The 14,411-nt window shown below is 63.8% G+C and carries 17 protein-coding genes and 1 pseudogene; 9 read left to right on the forward strand and 9 right to left on the reverse strand.

The annotated features are described in order from the left end of the window. Nucleotides 1-12: 12 nt before the first annotated feature. Genes ACJ8HT_RS12710 through urtE form a run of 6 tightly spaced genes read left to right on the forward strand, consistent with a single transcriptional unit; the run spans nucleotide 13 to nucleotide 6,254 of the window. Complete coding sequence (locus ACJ8HT_RS12710) at nucleotides 13-732, forward strand: GntR family transcriptional regulator (protein ID WP_084827869.1); 720 nt, start codon at nucleotides 13-15, stop codon at nucleotides 730-732. A gap of 26 nt (nucleotides 733-758) precedes the next feature. Then, entirely contained in the window at nucleotides 759-2,027 is a 1,269-nt protein-coding gene (gene urtA / locus ACJ8HT_RS12715; RefSeq protein ID WP_038880098.1) for an urea ABC transporter substrate-binding protein, read from the forward strand. A gap of 56 nt (nucleotides 2,028-2,083) precedes the next feature. After that, on the forward strand, nucleotides 2,084-3,664 hold the full coding sequence (gene urtB, locus ACJ8HT_RS12720; protein WP_060421130.1) for an urea ABC transporter permease subunit UrtB: 1,581 nt from the start codon (nucleotides 2,084-2,086) through the stop codon (nucleotides 3,662-3,664). Further along, a complete protein-coding gene (gene urtC / locus ACJ8HT_RS12725; protein ID WP_060421132.1) occupies nucleotides 3,664-4,740 on the forward strand; it encodes an urea ABC transporter permease subunit UrtC in 1,077 nt (358 codons plus the stop codon). Before urtB ends, urtC begins: the two co-directional genes overlap by 1 nt. Further along, nucleotides 4,737-5,543 (forward strand): urea ABC transporter ATP-binding protein UrtD, encoded by an 807-nt coding sequence (gene urtD / locus ACJ8HT_RS12730; protein ID WP_197652184.1) that lies wholly within the window; start codon nucleotides 4,737-4,739, stop codon nucleotides 5,541-5,543. The genes urtC and urtD overlap by 4 nt, the downstream gene beginning before the upstream one ends. Before the next feature lie 12 nt (nucleotides 5,544-5,555). Continuing rightward, nucleotides 5,556-6,254 (forward strand): urea ABC transporter ATP-binding subunit UrtE, encoded by a 699-nt coding sequence (gene urtE, locus ACJ8HT_RS12735; protein WP_197652183.1) that lies wholly within the window; start codon nucleotides 5,556-5,558, stop codon nucleotides 6,252-6,254. Nucleotides 6,255-6,261: 7 nt separating this feature from the next. On the opposite strand, the gene ACJ8HT_RS12740 is transcribed toward urtE, so the two are convergent. Both ACJ8HT_RS12740 and ACJ8HT_RS12745 read right to left on the reverse strand, forming a co-directional pair. Further along, nucleotides 6,262-6,561 carry a type II toxin-antitoxin system RelE/ParE family toxin gene (locus ACJ8HT_RS12740; protein ID WP_123894193.1) on the reverse strand — a complete coding sequence of 100 codons (300 nt, stop codon included), beginning with the start codon at nucleotides 6,559-6,561 and terminating at the stop codon, nucleotides 6,262-6,264. Beyond that, on the reverse strand, nucleotides 6,546-6,809 hold the full coding sequence (locus ACJ8HT_RS12745; protein ID WP_194571169.1) for a type II toxin-antitoxin system ParD family antitoxin: 264 nt from the start codon (nucleotides 6,807-6,809) through the stop codon (nucleotides 6,546-6,548). Before ACJ8HT_RS12745 ends, ACJ8HT_RS12740 begins: the two co-directional genes overlap by 16 nt. 134 nt (nucleotides 6,810-6,943) lie before the next feature. Here ACJ8HT_RS12745 and ACJ8HT_RS12750 point away from each other — a divergent pair, with 134 nt between their 5' ends. Next, a complete protein-coding gene (locus ACJ8HT_RS12750) occupies nucleotides 6,944-7,456 on the forward strand; it encodes a DUF2165 family protein (protein WP_049272535.1) in 513 nt (170 codons plus the stop codon). A gap of 22 nt (nucleotides 7,457-7,478) precedes the next feature. On the opposite strand, the gene ACJ8HT_RS12755 is transcribed toward ACJ8HT_RS12750, so the two are convergent. The 5 genes from ACJ8HT_RS12755 to ACJ8HT_RS12775 all read right to left on the reverse strand — a co-directional run bounded on the left by ACJ8HT_RS12755 (nucleotide 7,479) and on the right by ACJ8HT_RS12775 (nucleotide 10,533). Further along, entirely contained in the window at nucleotides 7,479-7,991 is a 513-nt protein-coding gene (locus tag ACJ8HT_RS12755) for a GNAT family N-acetyltransferase (RefSeq protein ID WP_197652182.1), read from the reverse strand. A gap of 24 nt (nucleotides 7,992-8,015) precedes the next feature. Further along, nucleotides 8,016-8,321 carry a type II toxin-antitoxin system RelE/ParE family toxin gene (locus ACJ8HT_RS12760; protein ID WP_072265062.1) on the reverse strand — a complete coding sequence of 102 codons (306 nt, stop codon included), beginning with the start codon at nucleotides 8,319-8,321 and terminating at the stop codon, nucleotides 8,016-8,018. Nucleotide 8,322: 1 nt separating this feature from the next. Then, a complete protein-coding gene (locus tag ACJ8HT_RS12765) occupies nucleotides 8,323-8,583 on the reverse strand; it encodes a type II toxin-antitoxin system Phd/YefM family antitoxin (protein ID WP_033637606.1) in 261 nt (86 codons plus the stop codon). A 68-nt stretch (nucleotides 8,584-8,651) separates the two neighbouring features. Then, a complete protein-coding gene (locus ACJ8HT_RS12770) occupies nucleotides 8,652-9,887 on the reverse strand; it encodes an FAD-dependent oxidoreductase (protein WP_197652181.1) in 1,236 nt (411 codons plus the stop codon). A 76-nt stretch (nucleotides 9,888-9,963) separates the two neighbouring features. Next, nucleotides 9,964-10,533: a DUF4865 family protein gene (locus ACJ8HT_RS12775; protein WP_197652180.1), complete on the reverse strand. Its 570-nt coding sequence runs from the start codon at nucleotides 10,531-10,533 to the stop codon at nucleotides 9,964-9,966. Between the two features lie 105 nt (nucleotides 10,534-10,638). Between ACJ8HT_RS12775 and ACJ8HT_RS12780 the strand changes: the two genes are divergently transcribed. Continuing rightward, the gene (locus ACJ8HT_RS12780) at nucleotides 10,639-11,508 is read left to right on the forward strand and encodes a LysR substrate-binding domain-containing protein (protein WP_195873581.1); all 870 of its coding nucleotides are present in this window, start codon (nucleotides 10,639-10,641) and stop codon (nucleotides 11,506-11,508) included. Here the strand turns inward: ACJ8HT_RS12780 and sseA are convergent. Next, a pseudogene (gene sseA / locus ACJ8HT_RS12785) lies at nucleotides 11,505-12,350 on the reverse strand (3-mercaptopyruvate sulfurtransferase). The gene ACJ8HT_RS12780 and the pseudogene sseA sit on opposite strands and share 4 nt — an antisense overlap. Nucleotides 12,351-12,456: 106 nt before the next feature. Between sseA and ACJ8HT_RS12790 the strand changes: the two are divergent. Next, complete coding sequence (locus ACJ8HT_RS12790; protein WP_197652179.1) at nucleotides 12,457-12,879, forward strand: NUDIX hydrolase; 423 nt, start codon at nucleotides 12,457-12,459, stop codon at nucleotides 12,877-12,879. On the opposite strand, the gene ACJ8HT_RS12795 is transcribed toward ACJ8HT_RS12790, so the two are convergent. After that, nucleotides 12,867-14,306, reverse strand: coding sequence for an aminotransferase-like domain-containing protein (locus ACJ8HT_RS12795; protein WP_197652178.1), 1,440 nt, complete (start codon nucleotides 14,304-14,306; stop codon nucleotides 12,867-12,869). The genes ACJ8HT_RS12790 and ACJ8HT_RS12795 overlap by 13 nt on opposite strands. Nucleotides 14,307-14,411: the final 105 nt, after the last annotated feature.

Raw genomic sequence — 14,411 nt, forward strand, 5'->3', positions numbered from 1 at the left:
GGAGGGGCGATGATGCAAATCACCAACGGGGAGCACAAGGCGCGGCCGGAGGGGCTGGCGGAGCGCATTTATCTGCAGCTCAAGGCCGACATCTTCGAGTTTCGCCTGCTGCCGGGCGATCGCTTCAGCGAAAGCGACGTGGCGCAGCGCATGGCGGCCAGCCGCACGCCGGTGCGTCAGGCGCTGTTTCGGCTCGAGCGCGAAGGCTATGTCGAGGTGCTGTTTCGCAGCGGCTGGCAGGTGCGGCCGTTCGACTTCGCTTACTTCGAAGAGCTGTACGACCTGCGCATCGTGCTGGAACAAGAGGCGGTGAAACGGCTGTGCGAATGGCCGGCCGGGGAAACGCCGGCCGCGCTGGCGGCGCTGAACCGTTTTTGGACCGAAGCGCCGCGTCTGGCGGACGGTCAGGCGGTGTCGCAGCACGATGAGCAGTTTCATCAGGCGTTGGTGGCCGCGGCGGGCAACGGCGAAATGGCGCGCATTCACCGCGAACTGACCGAAAAGATCCGCATCATTCGCCGGCTGGATTTCACCCAGCAGGCGCGGGTGGACGCCACCTACCGCGAACACGCCGCCATTTTGCAGGCGATCCTGCAGCGGCAAAGCGAGGCGGCGCAAGCGCTGCTCGGCGAGCATATCGCCGTCAGCAAGGCAGAGGTACGAAAAATAACGCTGCACATGTTGCATCAGGCGCGGGCCCAGCAGCCCGCGCGCTCGGCGCAACGATTTTGATTTCACACACATCAGGAGTTTGAACTATGCAACGTCGTCGTTTTATCAAAGCTTTTGCGCTGTCCGCCGCCGCGATCGGCCTGGGCCTGGCCTGGAGCGCGCAGGCCGCCGACACCATCAAGGTCGGCATTCTGAGTTCGCTCTCCGGCACCATGGCGATTTCCGAGACGCCGCTGAAGGATGTGGCGCTGATGACCATCGACGAGATCAACGCCAAAGGCGGGGTGCTCGGTAAAAAGCTGGAGCCGGTGGTGGTGGATCCGGCCTCCAACTGGCCGCTGTTCGCCGAGAAGGCGCGCCAGCTGCTGAGCCAGGATAAGGTGGCGGCGGTGTTCGGCTGCTGGACCTCGGTGTCGCGCAAGTCGGTGCTGCCGGTGTTTGAGGAGCTGAACGGGCTGCTGTTCTACCCGGTGCAATACGAAGGCGAAGAGATGTCGCCGAACGTGTTCTATACCGGCGCGGCGCCGAACCAGCAGGCGATCCCAGCGGTGGAATACCTGCTGAGCGAGGACGGCGGTGGCGCCAAGCGCTTCTTCCTGCTGGGCACCGATTACGTCTATCCGCGCACCACCAACAAGATCCTGCGCGCCTTCCTGCACAGCAAAGGCGTGCAGGACAAGGATATCGAAGAGGTCTACACGCCGTTCGGTTACAGTGATTACCAGACCATCGTCGCCAACATCAAGAAGTTTGCCGCCGGCGGCAACACGGCGGTGATCTCCACCATCAACGGCGACTCCAACGTACCGTTCTACAAAGAGCTGGCCAACCAGGGCGTCAAGGCCACCGACGTGCCGGTGATCGCCTTCTCGGTCGGCGAGGAAGAGCTGCGCGGCATCGATACCCAACCGCTGGTGGGCAACCTGGCGGCCTGGAACTACTTCGAATCGCTGGATAACCCGACCAACAAGCAGTTTGTCAGCCAGTGGAAAGCCTACGCCAAGGCGCACAACCTGCCGAATTACGCCACCGCGGTCACCAACGATCCGATGGAGGCCACCTACGTCGGCCTGCACATGTGGGCGCAGGCGGTGGAAAAGGCCGGCACCACCGACGTCGATAAGGTGCGCGCGGCGATGGCCGGGCAAACCTTCGCCGCGCCGTCGGGCTTCACGTTGACCATGGACCAGACCAACCACCATCTGCACAAGCCGGTGATGATCGGCGAGATCGAGGGCAACGGCCAGTTCAACGTGGTGTGGCAGACCGAAGCGCCGGTGCGCGCACAGCCGTGGAGCCCGTATATCGCCGGCAACGACAAGAAGCCGGATTACCCGGTGAAGGGCGGCAAGTAACGTCACTCAGCGCCGGCGCGGCCCAACGCCCGCCGGCCCAACAGAAGAGGCAGCTGATGCAATCTCCGTTTTTATCTTCTCTGCGCGTCGGGCTGTGGCTGCTGTGCGCCTGGCCCCTGCTGGCGCAGGCCGGGCCGGCCGATGAGTTTGCGGCGGCCAACCGTGCGCAGCAGGCCAAACTGCTGCAGGCGTGGGCGGCCGAGCCGGACGCCGCGCGCCTGCCGCTGCTGCAGGGGCTGCAGCAGGAAACCGTGGCGATCGACGGGGCGAAGCGCGCCTTTATCCGCCAGGGCGATCGCTATCTGCCGCTCGAGGGCGAGGCGGCCCCGGTTGGCGAACCGAAGAAGGTGTGGCTGAACAACCGGCTGCGCATTCTGATTGCCAACGCATTGTCGGCGCAGCGGCTGGTCAGCGCGGACGCGGCGGTGCGGCTGCAGGCGGCGAGCGCGCTGCAGCGCGAAGCGAACGGCGAGCAGCTGCCGCTGTTGGCCCGGCAGCTGGCGCGGGAAACAGACCCGCAGGTGCATCAGGCGCTGAGCCTGGCGCTGGCTAACCTGCAGCTGGCCGACGGCAATCCGCAGGTGCGTTTCAATGCGGTGCGGCTGTTGGGCGAATCGGGAGAGCCGGAAACCCGTGCGCGGCTGCAAGCGTTGACCGACGCCGCCCACGAGCCGGACGCCGCGGTGCGCGCCGAGGCGCAACGCAGCTTGCAGCAGGTGCAGCATCGCCTGATGATCGGCGATCTGCTCGGCCAGGCGTTCAGCGGCCTGTCGCTCGGTTCGATCCTGCTGCTGGCGGCGCTCGGGCTGGCGATCACCTACGGCCTGCTCGGCGTCATCAATATGGCGCACGGCGAAATGCTGATGCTCGGTGCCTATTCCGCCTACCTGGTGCAGGGGCTGTTTCAGCAGTTTGCGCCGCAGTGGCTGGCGCTCTACCCGCTGGCGGCGCTGCCGGTGGCGTTCGCCATCACCGCCGGGATCGGCATGCTGCTTGAGCGCACGGTGATCCGCCACCTGTACGGCCGGCCGCTGGAGACCCTGCTGGCCACCTGGGGCATCAGCCTGGTGTTGATCCAGCTGGTGCGGGTGCTGTTCGGGGCGCAGAACGTGGAGGTCGCCAACCCGGCGTGGCTGTCGGGCGGCGTGCAGCTGCTGCCGAACCTAGTGCTGCCGTGGAACCGCATCGCGGTGATCGCATTCGTGCTCTTGGTGCTGGCGATGACCTGGCTGCTGCTGAACAAGACCCGGCTCGGCATGAACGTGCGCGCGGTGACGCAAAACCGCGCGATGGCGGCCTGCTGCGGCGTGCCCACCGGGCGGGTGGACATGCTGGCCTTCGGGTTGGGATCCGGCATCGCCGGGCTCGGCGGGGTGGCGCTGTCGCAGTTGGGCAACGTCGGGCCGGAGCTGGGGCAAGGCTACATCATCGATTCGTTCCTGGTGGTGGTGCTCGGCGGCGTCGGCCAGCTGGCGGGGACGGTGGCGGCGGCTTTCGGCCTTGGCATCGTCAACAAGATCCTCGAGCCGCAGATCGGCGCCGTGTTGGGCAAGATCCTGATCCTGGTGCTGATCGTTCTGTTTATTCAAAAGCGCCCGCAGGGGCTGTTCGCCCTCAAGGGCAGGGTGATTGACTGATGAGCCAACCATTGACCGTAACCGGCGTGCAGAAAGCGCCCCGGCTGGCGTTGAGCATCGGCGGGCTGGCGTTGCTGGCGCTGCTGGTGATGCCGTTCATGACGCTGTTGCCGGCGGATCATCCGCTGGCGGTGTCCACCTATACCCTGACGCTGGCGGGCAAGATCCTGTGCTACGCGGTGGTGGCGGTGGCGCTCGATCTGGTATGGGGCTATGCCGGGCTGCTGTCGCTCGGCCACGGGCTGTTCTTCGCGCTCGGCGGCTACGCCATGGGCATGTACCTGATGCGGCAGGCGGCGGGCGACGGGCTGCCGGCGTTTATGGCGTTCCTCTCCTGGAATGAGCTGCCGTGGTTCTGGAGCGGCACCCAGCATTTCGCCTGGGCGCTGTGCCTGATCGTGCTGGTGCCGGGCCTGCTGGCCTTCCTGTTCGGCTACTTCGCCTTCCGCTCGAAAATCAAAGGGGTGTATTTCTCGATCATGACCCAGGCGCTGACCTATGCCGGCATGCTGCTGTTCTTTCGCAACGAAACCGGCTTCGGCGGCAATAACGGCTTTACCGGTTTCACCACGCTGCTCGGCTTTCCCATCACCGGCCCCGGCACGCGGGTGGCACTGTTCCTGGCGACGGTGCTGCTGCTGGCCGCCAGCCTGGCCATCGGCTTTGCGCTGGCGCGCAGCAAGTTCGGCCGGGTGCTGACTGCGGTGCGCGATGCGGAAAACCGGCTGACCTTCTGCGGCTACGATCCGAAGGGCTTCAAGCTGTTCGTCTGGACGCTGTCGGCGGTGCTGTGCGGGCTGGCCGGCGCGCTCTATGTGCCGCAGGTCGGCATCATCAACCCCGGCGAAATGTCGCCGACCAACTCGATCGAGGCCGCCATCTGGGTGGCGCTCGGCGGGCGCGGCACGCTGGTGGGGCCACTGCTCGGCGCCGGCATCGTCAACGGCGCCAAGAGCTGGTTCACCATGGCCATTCCCGAATACTGGCAGTTCTTCCTCGGCCTGATGTTTATCGTCGTCACGCTGTTTCTGCCCAAAGGGGTGATCGGCCTGCTACGCCGGAGGAAAACCTCATGAAAGCGATGCAAGTGACCGACGAGCTGTTTACCCACCCGCTGCCGGCGGATAAATACCGGCAGCAAACCGATCCGGTGCTGCAGCTCGACAACGTCAACGTCAGCTTCGACGGTTTTCGCGCGCTGACCGATCTGTCGCTGCGCATTGGCGTCGGCGAACTGCGCTGCGTGATCGGCCCCAACGGTGCCGGTAAGACCACGCTGATGGATGTGATCACCGGCAAGACCCGGCCGGACAGCGGCAGGGTGTTTTACGATCAGACCGTCGATCTGACCCGGCTGGCGCCGATGCAGATCGCCCACGCCGGCATCGGCCGCAAGTTTCAAAAACCGACGGTGTTCGAGGCGCTGACGGTGTTCGAAAATCTGGAGATCGCGCAGAAAACCCGCAAGTCGGTGTGGGCCTGCCTGCGCGCTCGCCTTAGCAGCGAACAGCGCGACCGCATCGACGAGATGCTGAAGATCCTGCGGCTGGGGCATGAACGCCACCGGCCCGCCGGGCTGCTGTCCCACGGGAAGAAACAGTTTCTCGAGATCGGCATGCTGCTGGTACAGGAACCGCACCTGCTGCTGCTCGACGAACCGGCGGCCGGCATGACCGACGCCGAAACCGACTACACCGCCGAACTGTTCCGCGAGCTGGCGGGCAAGCATTCGCTGATGGTGGTGGAACACGATATGGGATTTGTGGAAACCATCGCCGACCGCGTGACGGTGCTGCATCAGGGGCAGGTGTTGGCGGAAGGATCGCTGGCGCAGGTGCAGGCCGATGAACGGGTGATTGAGGTATATCTGGGGCGCTGAGGAGGCGTAACGATGCTGCAGGTAGAGGAATTGAATCAGTATTACGGCGGCAGCCACATTCTGCGCGGCCTGTCGTTCGAGGCGCGCATCGGCGAGGTGACCTGCCTGCTGGGGCGCAACGGCGTGGGTAAAACCACGCTGCTGAAATGCCTGATGGGGCTGGTCCCGGCGCGCAGCGGCAACGTCCGCTGGCAGGGCGAAACCATCACCGGTAAAAAACCGCATCAGCGGGTGCAGGCGGGCATCGCCTATGTGCCGCAGGGGCGGGAGATTTTCCCGCGCCTGACGGTGGAGGAAAATCTGCTGATGGGGCTGGCGCGCTTTTCCGGCGCCGCCGCGCGCACGGTGCCGGATCCGATCTATGACTTGTTTCCGGTGCTGCGGCAAATGAAGGATCGGCGCGGCGGCGATCTCTCCGGCGGGCAACAGCAGCAGCTGGCGATCGGCCGGGCGCTGGCCTGCCGGCCGCAGCTGCTGATCCTCGACGAGCCGACGGAAGGGATCCAGCCTTCGGTGATCAAGGAGATCGGCGCGGTGATCAAGCAGCTGGCGGCGAAGGGCGATATGGCGATCCTGCTGGTGGAACAGTTCTATGACTTTGCCGCCGATCTGGCAGACAGCTATCTGGTGATGTCGCGCGGTAGCATCGTGCAGCGCGGCGCCGGCAGCGCCATGGAACAGGACGGCGTACGCGGGCTGGTGGCGATTTGACGTTGGATCAGCTGAAAAAGGATCGGCTGAGCGGATCGCGGGAATGATGCAGCACTCTGATGATATTCACCTCCCGCCTGTGCTGTCGAAAATAAATCAGGTGGTTGGCGACGGGCAATACCCATAGGCCGGGGCCGATTTCATCGAGGTTTCTGCCGAGTTGGTGGTGGCTAAGGTTATCGAAAGCCTGATGCAGGCGGCGCAGATAATCTTCGGCCACCTGTAAGCCAAAGCGCGCCAACCCGTAAAAATAGATCTCTTCCATATCGTCCAACGCTTTTGGACGAATGGTTACTTTTCTGCGCATCCTTTTGCTTTGCTCCGTATTCTTTCCATGAACACATCACGATCCCATTCGACGGACTCACCGCTGTTTTCTCCTTCGGCGATCAAGCGCCTAAGCTCTTCCAACTTTGAGGTGGCGGTACGTTCGCGCAAAGTGCGCACCGATTCGCGGATGACTTCACTGGGCGTGCGGTAATCGCCGCTGGCCACCAGGTCTTCGACGAAGCTACGCAGTTCGTCACCCAGATCTACCGTTAATGTTCTGCCCATTGTTCCTCCTCACTTTCGGCTATGCTGCGTCATTGTAAGATTAGTTCTTACATTGTGCACGTCAAACTCTCAGGATCTCAATAGCGGTCCCGTCATGAGGGCGGGAGTCACCCGTTTATTCATTAAGGATAACCATGAACGAAATCACTGTGTCACGCCTCGGTTGCATCGTCCTGTCCCTGTTTCCGGCCCTGTGGGGGCTGTTCAGCCTGTTGAACAATACGGCGGATTTCGCCGGCACCGCGCGCAATGCGGTGGGCCCGCTGCTCGCCATGCAGGATACCTATCAGACGCCGGGGTTGATGTGGCGCGCGATCAGCGCCGACTGGGCCTGCATGTTGGGGTTAGCTGTCATCACCACGCTGGAAACGCTGGCCGGCCTATTCGCGGCCGCAGGCGTGGTGCTGATGATCGGGCGATTGAAAGGCCCTTACGCCGCTTTCGCCAAGGGTAAAGCCTGGGCGATGCTGGGGGCGATTTGCGCAATTGCGGTGTGGGGCGTCGGCTTTATGGTGGTCGCCGGCGACTGGTTTATGGCCTGGCAGGCCAAGAAGGATCCGCTGGCGGTGCAGCTGGGGGCGCTGATCTACCTGGCGCCCAATGCGTTTGCCTTGCTGTTCCTGATGCTGCAGCGGGAGCCGCGCTAAACGACGACGGAGCGGGGCGCGGTTACAGCGCCTTGCTCATATACCAGATGCCTATCGAGCCCTGGGCGCTGGTGTAGCAGGTCTCGCCACAAATGCTCAATCCCTGGCGCTGATAAAAGCGTTGGGCGCCGGTGTTGCGTTGCAGCACCTCCAGCCACAGCGTTTTCTGCCGGCGCTCGATGGCCCGCTGTTGCACCTGTTCGAACAGGCGCTGGCCATAGCCGTTGCCGGCATGGCCCGGCAGGAAATAGATTTTCTGCAGCTCTGCGCCGCGGGTTTGCGTTGGCGCCAGCAGGCTGTCGAAGTTCACGCGCGCATAGCCGACCAGGGCGTCATCCTCATAGGTCAACAGCCAGCACACGTCGGGATTGCGCAGCGTCCGTTCCAGCGCGGAAATGGAAAAATCCTCGGCCAGAAAGGCCTCCAGCTCGTGCGGGTAGCGCCACAGCTCACCGAAGTGCGCGCGATAGGTGCGGATGCCGATATCGCGCACCTGCGTTAAGTCTTCCAGCAATGCCTGACGGACGGTGAACATCTGTGCCCCTTTGAGTAAGAAAAATTACAGCCGTTGTTCCAGATGCCGGTGGGGCACCATCGCCTGGTGCAGAATGGCAAGAACGGTGATGCCGGCAGGCCGGCTGCGGTAGTAGATCCTATGGCTGGCGTAAGGAAAACTGCGTATCTCTTCGCCCAAATCGTGAAAGTGTGCCTTACCCGCTTCCGGCATATCCGCCAGATGATGCATGACCTCTCTCAACTGCTCAAGATAGCGGCGAGACTGCGCTTTGCCCCAGTGCTCGACGGTGAAATGACGAATAGCCAACAGATCTTGTTGGGCTTGCGGGGTGAGGCGAAACGCGGGCATATCAGTCGGTTTCGTCGGTGAGCAGACGGTTGAAGAAGGCATCGCCGTCTACCGCCTTACCGGCGTCTTCCTCGGCGGTAGCCTGCGCGATTTTTTGCTGCAGCGCGCGTAATTTGAGATCTTCCAGCGCCTGGTAGTCTTCTACCGACATGACGACGGCGACCGGTTTGCCGTTGCGATTGATTTGCACCGGCTCACGCTGCGCCTTGAGCAGCAAATCGCCGAATTGGGTTTTGGCCTCGTTCGCGCTGAGTGCGTACATTTAATCGCTCCAGTTAATTAAATCGTTCGATTTAACCATTATACGGTGCGATGGAAAAACAACCAATATTATTCCGGCGGGCAGGTGTCGTTGGACAGATGTCGCGGTGTTTCACGGCGAAAACCCAGGCCGATGATGCGGCCGAAAAGGCGTGGCAGCCAGCGGCTGTTGCCGACGCGGGCGATCAGGCGCGAACCGCCCGCCGCGCGGCGTTCGCCCGGCTTGCGCTGGCTCATTTTGATCTGCAAAAACTGGATGGCCCGGGTGGGGAATTCGCGCCGTCGCTGTACGCTCAGCAGATGCTTCAGCTGCAGCCGATGCTGGCGCAGCGGCGGGATCAGGGCGTTGGCGGCGGCCACCGCGTCCTGAATCGCCAGGTTGACGCCCACGCCGCCGATCGGCGACATGGCGTGCGCGGCGTCGCCGATGCACAGCACCCCCGGTTTGGCCCAGCGATCCAGACGATCGATGCGGATGCTCAGCAGCTTCACCTGATCCCACTCGACGATCTCCTGCAGGCGATCGTCCTGGAATGGCGCCACCTCGGCGAGGTGCAGCAAAAATTTCTCCAGGCCGCTGCGGCGGATCGCGTCGAAGCTGCCTTTATCGATCGAGTAGCCGCACTGCCAGTAGTCGCCGCGGTCGATCATGATGAAGTTCTGCTTCGGCCCGGTATGGCCCATCGACCAGGCCGGATCGCCCGGCTGCTTGCTGAGCTTCATCCACAATACGTCGCGCGGGGCGCCGAAGGAGCGGCTGCTGAGCGCCGCCTGCTCGCGCACCACCGAGTTGCGGCCGTCGGTGCCGATCACCAGCTGGCTGCGCACGCGGATCGGGCCTTCCGGTGTGTCGGCCAGCACGCCGCATACCTGGCCGCGGTCGTAGAGCAGCTGATGAACCTGCGTCGAGGTGAGCAGCCTGAAATGGGGGAACGCGGCGGCCTGCTGTGCCAAAAAGTTGAGGAACTCCCACTGCGGCATAAAGGCGATAAATTTGCAGCGCGTCGGCAGGCGAGTGAAATCCGCCAGCTTAATGTCGCGCCCGGCGACTTCGGCGTGCAGGGATTCGGCACGCTGGTGTGGCAGCGTCAGCAGTTCGTCGAGCAGGCCCAGCTGGTGCATGACTTCCAGCGTCGACGGGTGAATGGTGTCACCGCGAAAATCGCGCAGGAAGTCGGCGTGCTTCTCCAGCACCGTCACGTCGATCCCCGCCCGCGCCAGCAGATAGCCGAGCATCAGCCCGGCGGGGCCGCCCCCCACGATGCAGCAGGTGGTGGCGTAAGGTGTGATCGGTGATGACGGCATGGCGGTTGACCCCGGAGAGCGGCCCGCATCCCGCGAACCGCAAATGAATGTTTAGTGTTGATAATGATTATCAATATCAAGTTTGGCTGTCAACCCGCGGCGCAGTGTGGTCAAAGGGGGCGGACAGATGGCCGACGCGGAACAGCTGGCCGTTTTGTGCGGGGGACTGCGGCGGTTCACGCCATAAATCCAGCCGCACTAATCGCCAGTCGGCGGGATCGAACGCCACGATGGAGGCCAGCGCGCCGGGGGCCGCCTGCTGTTGCTGACGCAGCGCAGGCAGATCGCTGTAGGGGGCGATAATCTGCTCCTGACAGGTCGCCCACGCGGCCCCGGCCAGATGAGGACGATCGAAATGCACCAGCCACGGCAGCCAATGATTGACGCGTGGCCAGCCGAATGCCTGGCTGAGCCCCCTGAAACCTTCGCCGGTCAGGAAGTCGCTCATGCCGGCGCTGCTGTTCCACAGGTAGAAGGGGGCGTAGAGGTTCTCGGCGCTGCCTTCGCTGCGCTGCGCGTACAGATAGGCTTTGACGATCAGCTGCGGGCAGGCGTCGAGCCGGTGGCCGAAATTGGCGATGCGGCGGCGGACGATCGCCATGTCGTAATCGGCGGGCAGGGTGAAACGGTATTGCATCGCGAGCATAAGGATTCTCCGGAAAGACATTGACCGGGAGAGCGTGACACGCCATCTTTATCAGTAAAATCGGTATTATTTTGATTGATGATTCAGAAAATCAGGATGGTCAGCATGGGGCGAATAACGTTCGATCTCGAGGATTTGCGCAGCTTTGTTACCGGCGTCGAACTGGGCAGCTTTGCCAAGGCCGCTGAACGGTTAGGGCGCTCGACTTCGGCGGTCAGCGCCCACCTGAAAAAGCTGGAACAGCAGGTCGGTGCGCCGATCCTGCGCAAGGCCGGGCGCGGCATGGTGATGACCGAGGCGGGGGAAACCCTGCTTGGCTACGCGCGCCGTCTACTGGAGCTCAATGACGAAGCCGCCGCCGCGGTGCGCGGGTTGGATCTGCAGGGCACGGTGCGGCTGGGGCTGCAGGAGGATTTCGGCGAGACGTTTCTGCCGCAGGTATTGGGCAGCTTCGCGCGCGCCAATCCGAAGGTGCGCATCGAGGCGCGCATCGCCCGCAATGCCGAGCTGATCGACTGGGTGCTGAAAGGCCAGCTGGATCTGTCGCTGGCGTGGGATGGCGGTTTGAGCACGCCGTTTCATCAGGCGCTGGGGCAGCGGCAGCTGCACTGGATCGCCTCGCCCGGCTTCGCGCTGGCGCCCTGGCGAGAAGGAGATGAACCGCTTTCGCTGGTGATGTTCGACGCGCCTTGCCTGATGCGCAGCGCGGCGACGCAGGCGCTGGATCGCGCCGGCATTCCCTGGCGCATTGCCTTTACCAGCCGCAGCCTGAACGGCGTTTGGGCGGCGGTGAACGCCGGGTTGGGCGTTACGGTGCGCACGGCGGCGGGTTTGCCGCCCGGCCTGGCGCCGCTGGCGCCCGATCTGCTGCCCGCTCTCGGCCAGCTCGGCGTGGTGCTGCACCGCGCCGAGGATCAGCCTTCCGCCGCCGTGCAGCGGCTGGCGCAGATCGTGGTCGAGCGGATCGGCACTTAATCTTTAGCGATAGGCTGCTTGCCGCTCAGCTGGCCCCATTCGCTCCAGGAGCCGTCATACAGCTTGACCTGCGGCGCGCCGAGCGACAGCAGGCCGAACGCCAGCACCGCCGCCGTTACGCCGGAGCCGCAGCTGGTGATGATCGGCCCGTTGATGTCCACGCCCTTGTCGCTGAAGGTTTGGCGCAGCGCTTCCAGCGATTTGAAGCGGCCGTTCTCCAGCAGCTCGCCGTACGGAATGTTGATGCTGCCGGGAATATGACCGCGGTGCAGGCCGGGGCGCGGCTCCGGCGCTTCGGCATAAAAGCGCGGCGCGGCGCGCGCGTCGAGAATTTGCACCGGCGTGTCTAACGCCTGTTCCACTTGCCGCATATCCACCACCGCGTCGGCGTTGAACCGGGCGTTGAACGTCTGCGGCTCAGGCTGCGCCGGGCCGGTTGCCAGCGCCTGGCCCAGCGCGGTCCAGCCGTTCAGCCCTTCGTCCAGCACGTAAACATGCCGGGCGCCGAAATTGCGGAAGGTCCACCAGCCGCGCGGCGCGGAGAACTGGTTGCCCTCATCGTAAATCACCAGGGTGTCGCGCTCGCTGATGCCCAACTTGCCCACCGCCGCGCCAAACTCCGCCGCCGTCGGCAGCATGTGCGGCAGCGCGGTGTTTTTGTCCGCCACCTCGTCGATATCGAAATAGACCGCGCCAGGGATATGGCCGCGTTCGAACTCGGCAAGCATGTCTTTCTTCGGCGTCAGCCCGACCGGCGACATCCGGACGTCGATCACCACCAGATTTTCATCGTTGATATGTTGCGCAAGCCATTAGGGTGTCACCAGAAACGGAGAGTTCATCGTCATTATTCGCCTGTTGTGAAAACGGATTTTCACTATACACCAGGCCGCGCGGGGATGAAGTATGATGTTCAGTCAAAGAGGATGGGCGGGGAGCGGAGAAAACATGACGGATCAGGCGTTTGGCGGGGCCAAGATCGCGCTGCTGTGCGACGATCGCTTGTTGGTTTACCAACGGGACGACAAGCCGGGCATTCCGTGGCCCGGCCTGTGGGATCTGCCCGGCGGCGGGCGGGAAAACGGCGAAACGCCGCTGCAGTGCGTGCAGCGGGAGACGCAGGAAGAATTCGGCGTGGCGATCGCCGAACGTCAGGTTGTCTGGCGGCGGCGCTACGACGGCATCCTGCCCGGCTCCCCGCCGACCTGGTTTATGGCCGGCGAGATCGCCCCGGCGCAGATCGCCGCCATTCGCTTCGGCGACGAGGGCCAGCGCTGGCAGATGATGCCGGTGGCGCAGTTTATTCACCATCCGCAGGGCATCGAACATCTGCGCCGCCGGGTGGCGGAGTTTTTGCTTCAGTCCGTCTGAGGTTGCAGCACGCCGCTCGGCATCAGCCGCTGGATGGTGGCGCCGACCCGCTGCACCGCCTGTTCGATTTCCGCCGTCAGCTTAGGCGCATAGTTGATGCGCAGGCAGTTGCGGTATTTGCCGGCGGCGGAAAAGATGCTGCCGACGGCGATCTGCACGCCCTGCGGCTCGAGATGGCGGTTCAGCCGCAGGGTGTCGAACGCCTCGTCCAGTTCGATCCACAGCATAAAGCCGCCGCGCGGCCGGCTGACGCGGGTGCCGGCCGGGAAGTGCTTCAGGATAAGGTCGGTCATGCGGTCGCGGTTCTGCTGGTAGCGGGCGCGCATGCGCCGCAGGTGCTGCAGATAGTGGCCGCCGCGGATAAATTCGGCGATCGCCAGCTGCGGTTGGGTGGCGGTGGCGCCGGAGCCGATGAACTTCATGTGCAGCACCTGCTCCAGGTAGCGGCCGGGCGCGATCCAGCCCACCCGCAGCCCCGGCGCCAGCGTTTTGGAAAACGAGCTGCACAGCAGCACGCGGCCGTCTTCGTCGAACGACTTGATGGTGCGCGGCCGCGGGTAGTGATAGGCGATGTCGCCGTAGACGTCGTCCTCGATGATCGCCGCGTCGTGGCGCTGTGCCAGCGTCAGCAGCCGCTGTTTGTGGGCGTCGGGCATGATGTAGCCCAGCGGGTTATTGCAGTTGGGCGTCAGCAGGATGGCCTTGACCGGCCACTGTTCCAGCGCCATCTCCAGCGCCGCCAGGCTGACGCCGGTGAGCGGATCGGTGGGGATTTCCAGCGCCTTGATACCCAGGCCCTTCAGCGTCTGCATGGTGCCGTGGAAGCAGGGCGAGTCGACCGCCACGATGTCGCCGGGTTGGCAAACGGCGCGCAGCCCGGCGGAGATCGCTTCCTGGCAGCCGGTGGTGATCAGCAACTGGTCGGGGCCGATTTGGCAGCCGGAATCCAGCAGCAGGCGGGCAACCTGCTCGCGCAGCGCGGCCACGCCCTGAATGCTGTCGTAATACAGGCTGCGCAGGTCGCCGTGGCGGGCGGCGTTGCGCAGGGCGACGATCAGCGGTTTCATCGTCGGTTCGGCGATATCCGGCATGCCGCGCCCCAACTGGATCAGGCCCTCGCGCGGCCGGCTGCGCACCAGCTCCAGCACCTGTTCCCATTGCGAAATGTCTACCGGCCGCTGCACCGGCGCCGTCATGGCGGGCAGCTCGGCCTGCGTGCGCTGCGTATGCACGAAGTAGCCCGACTTCGGCCGCGCTTCCACCAGGCGCTGTTCCTCGAGCAGCCGGTAGGCTTGCTGCACCGTGCTGATGCTGACGCCGTGCTCCTGGCTCAGCGTGCGCACCGAAGGCAGGCGGTGGCCGGCCGGATACAGCCCTTGCTGAATACGTTGGCTGAGAATGGCGGCCAGCGTGGCGTAGCGTGTCATACAGAGGCCTCTTATCGGGATGAATGATTAAAAAACCGGTACAGATGCTTTCAAAGTAAACCATTCAGCGGTTTTTGGGACGCATCTGTATGAAAAAAATAGCGC

Origin of the sequence: Serratia sp. CY44782 (genome assembly GCF_052168715.1) — a bacterium.
Classification (GTDB): Bacteria; Pseudomonadota; Gammaproteobacteria; order Enterobacterales; family Enterobacteriaceae; genus Serratia; species Serratia nevei.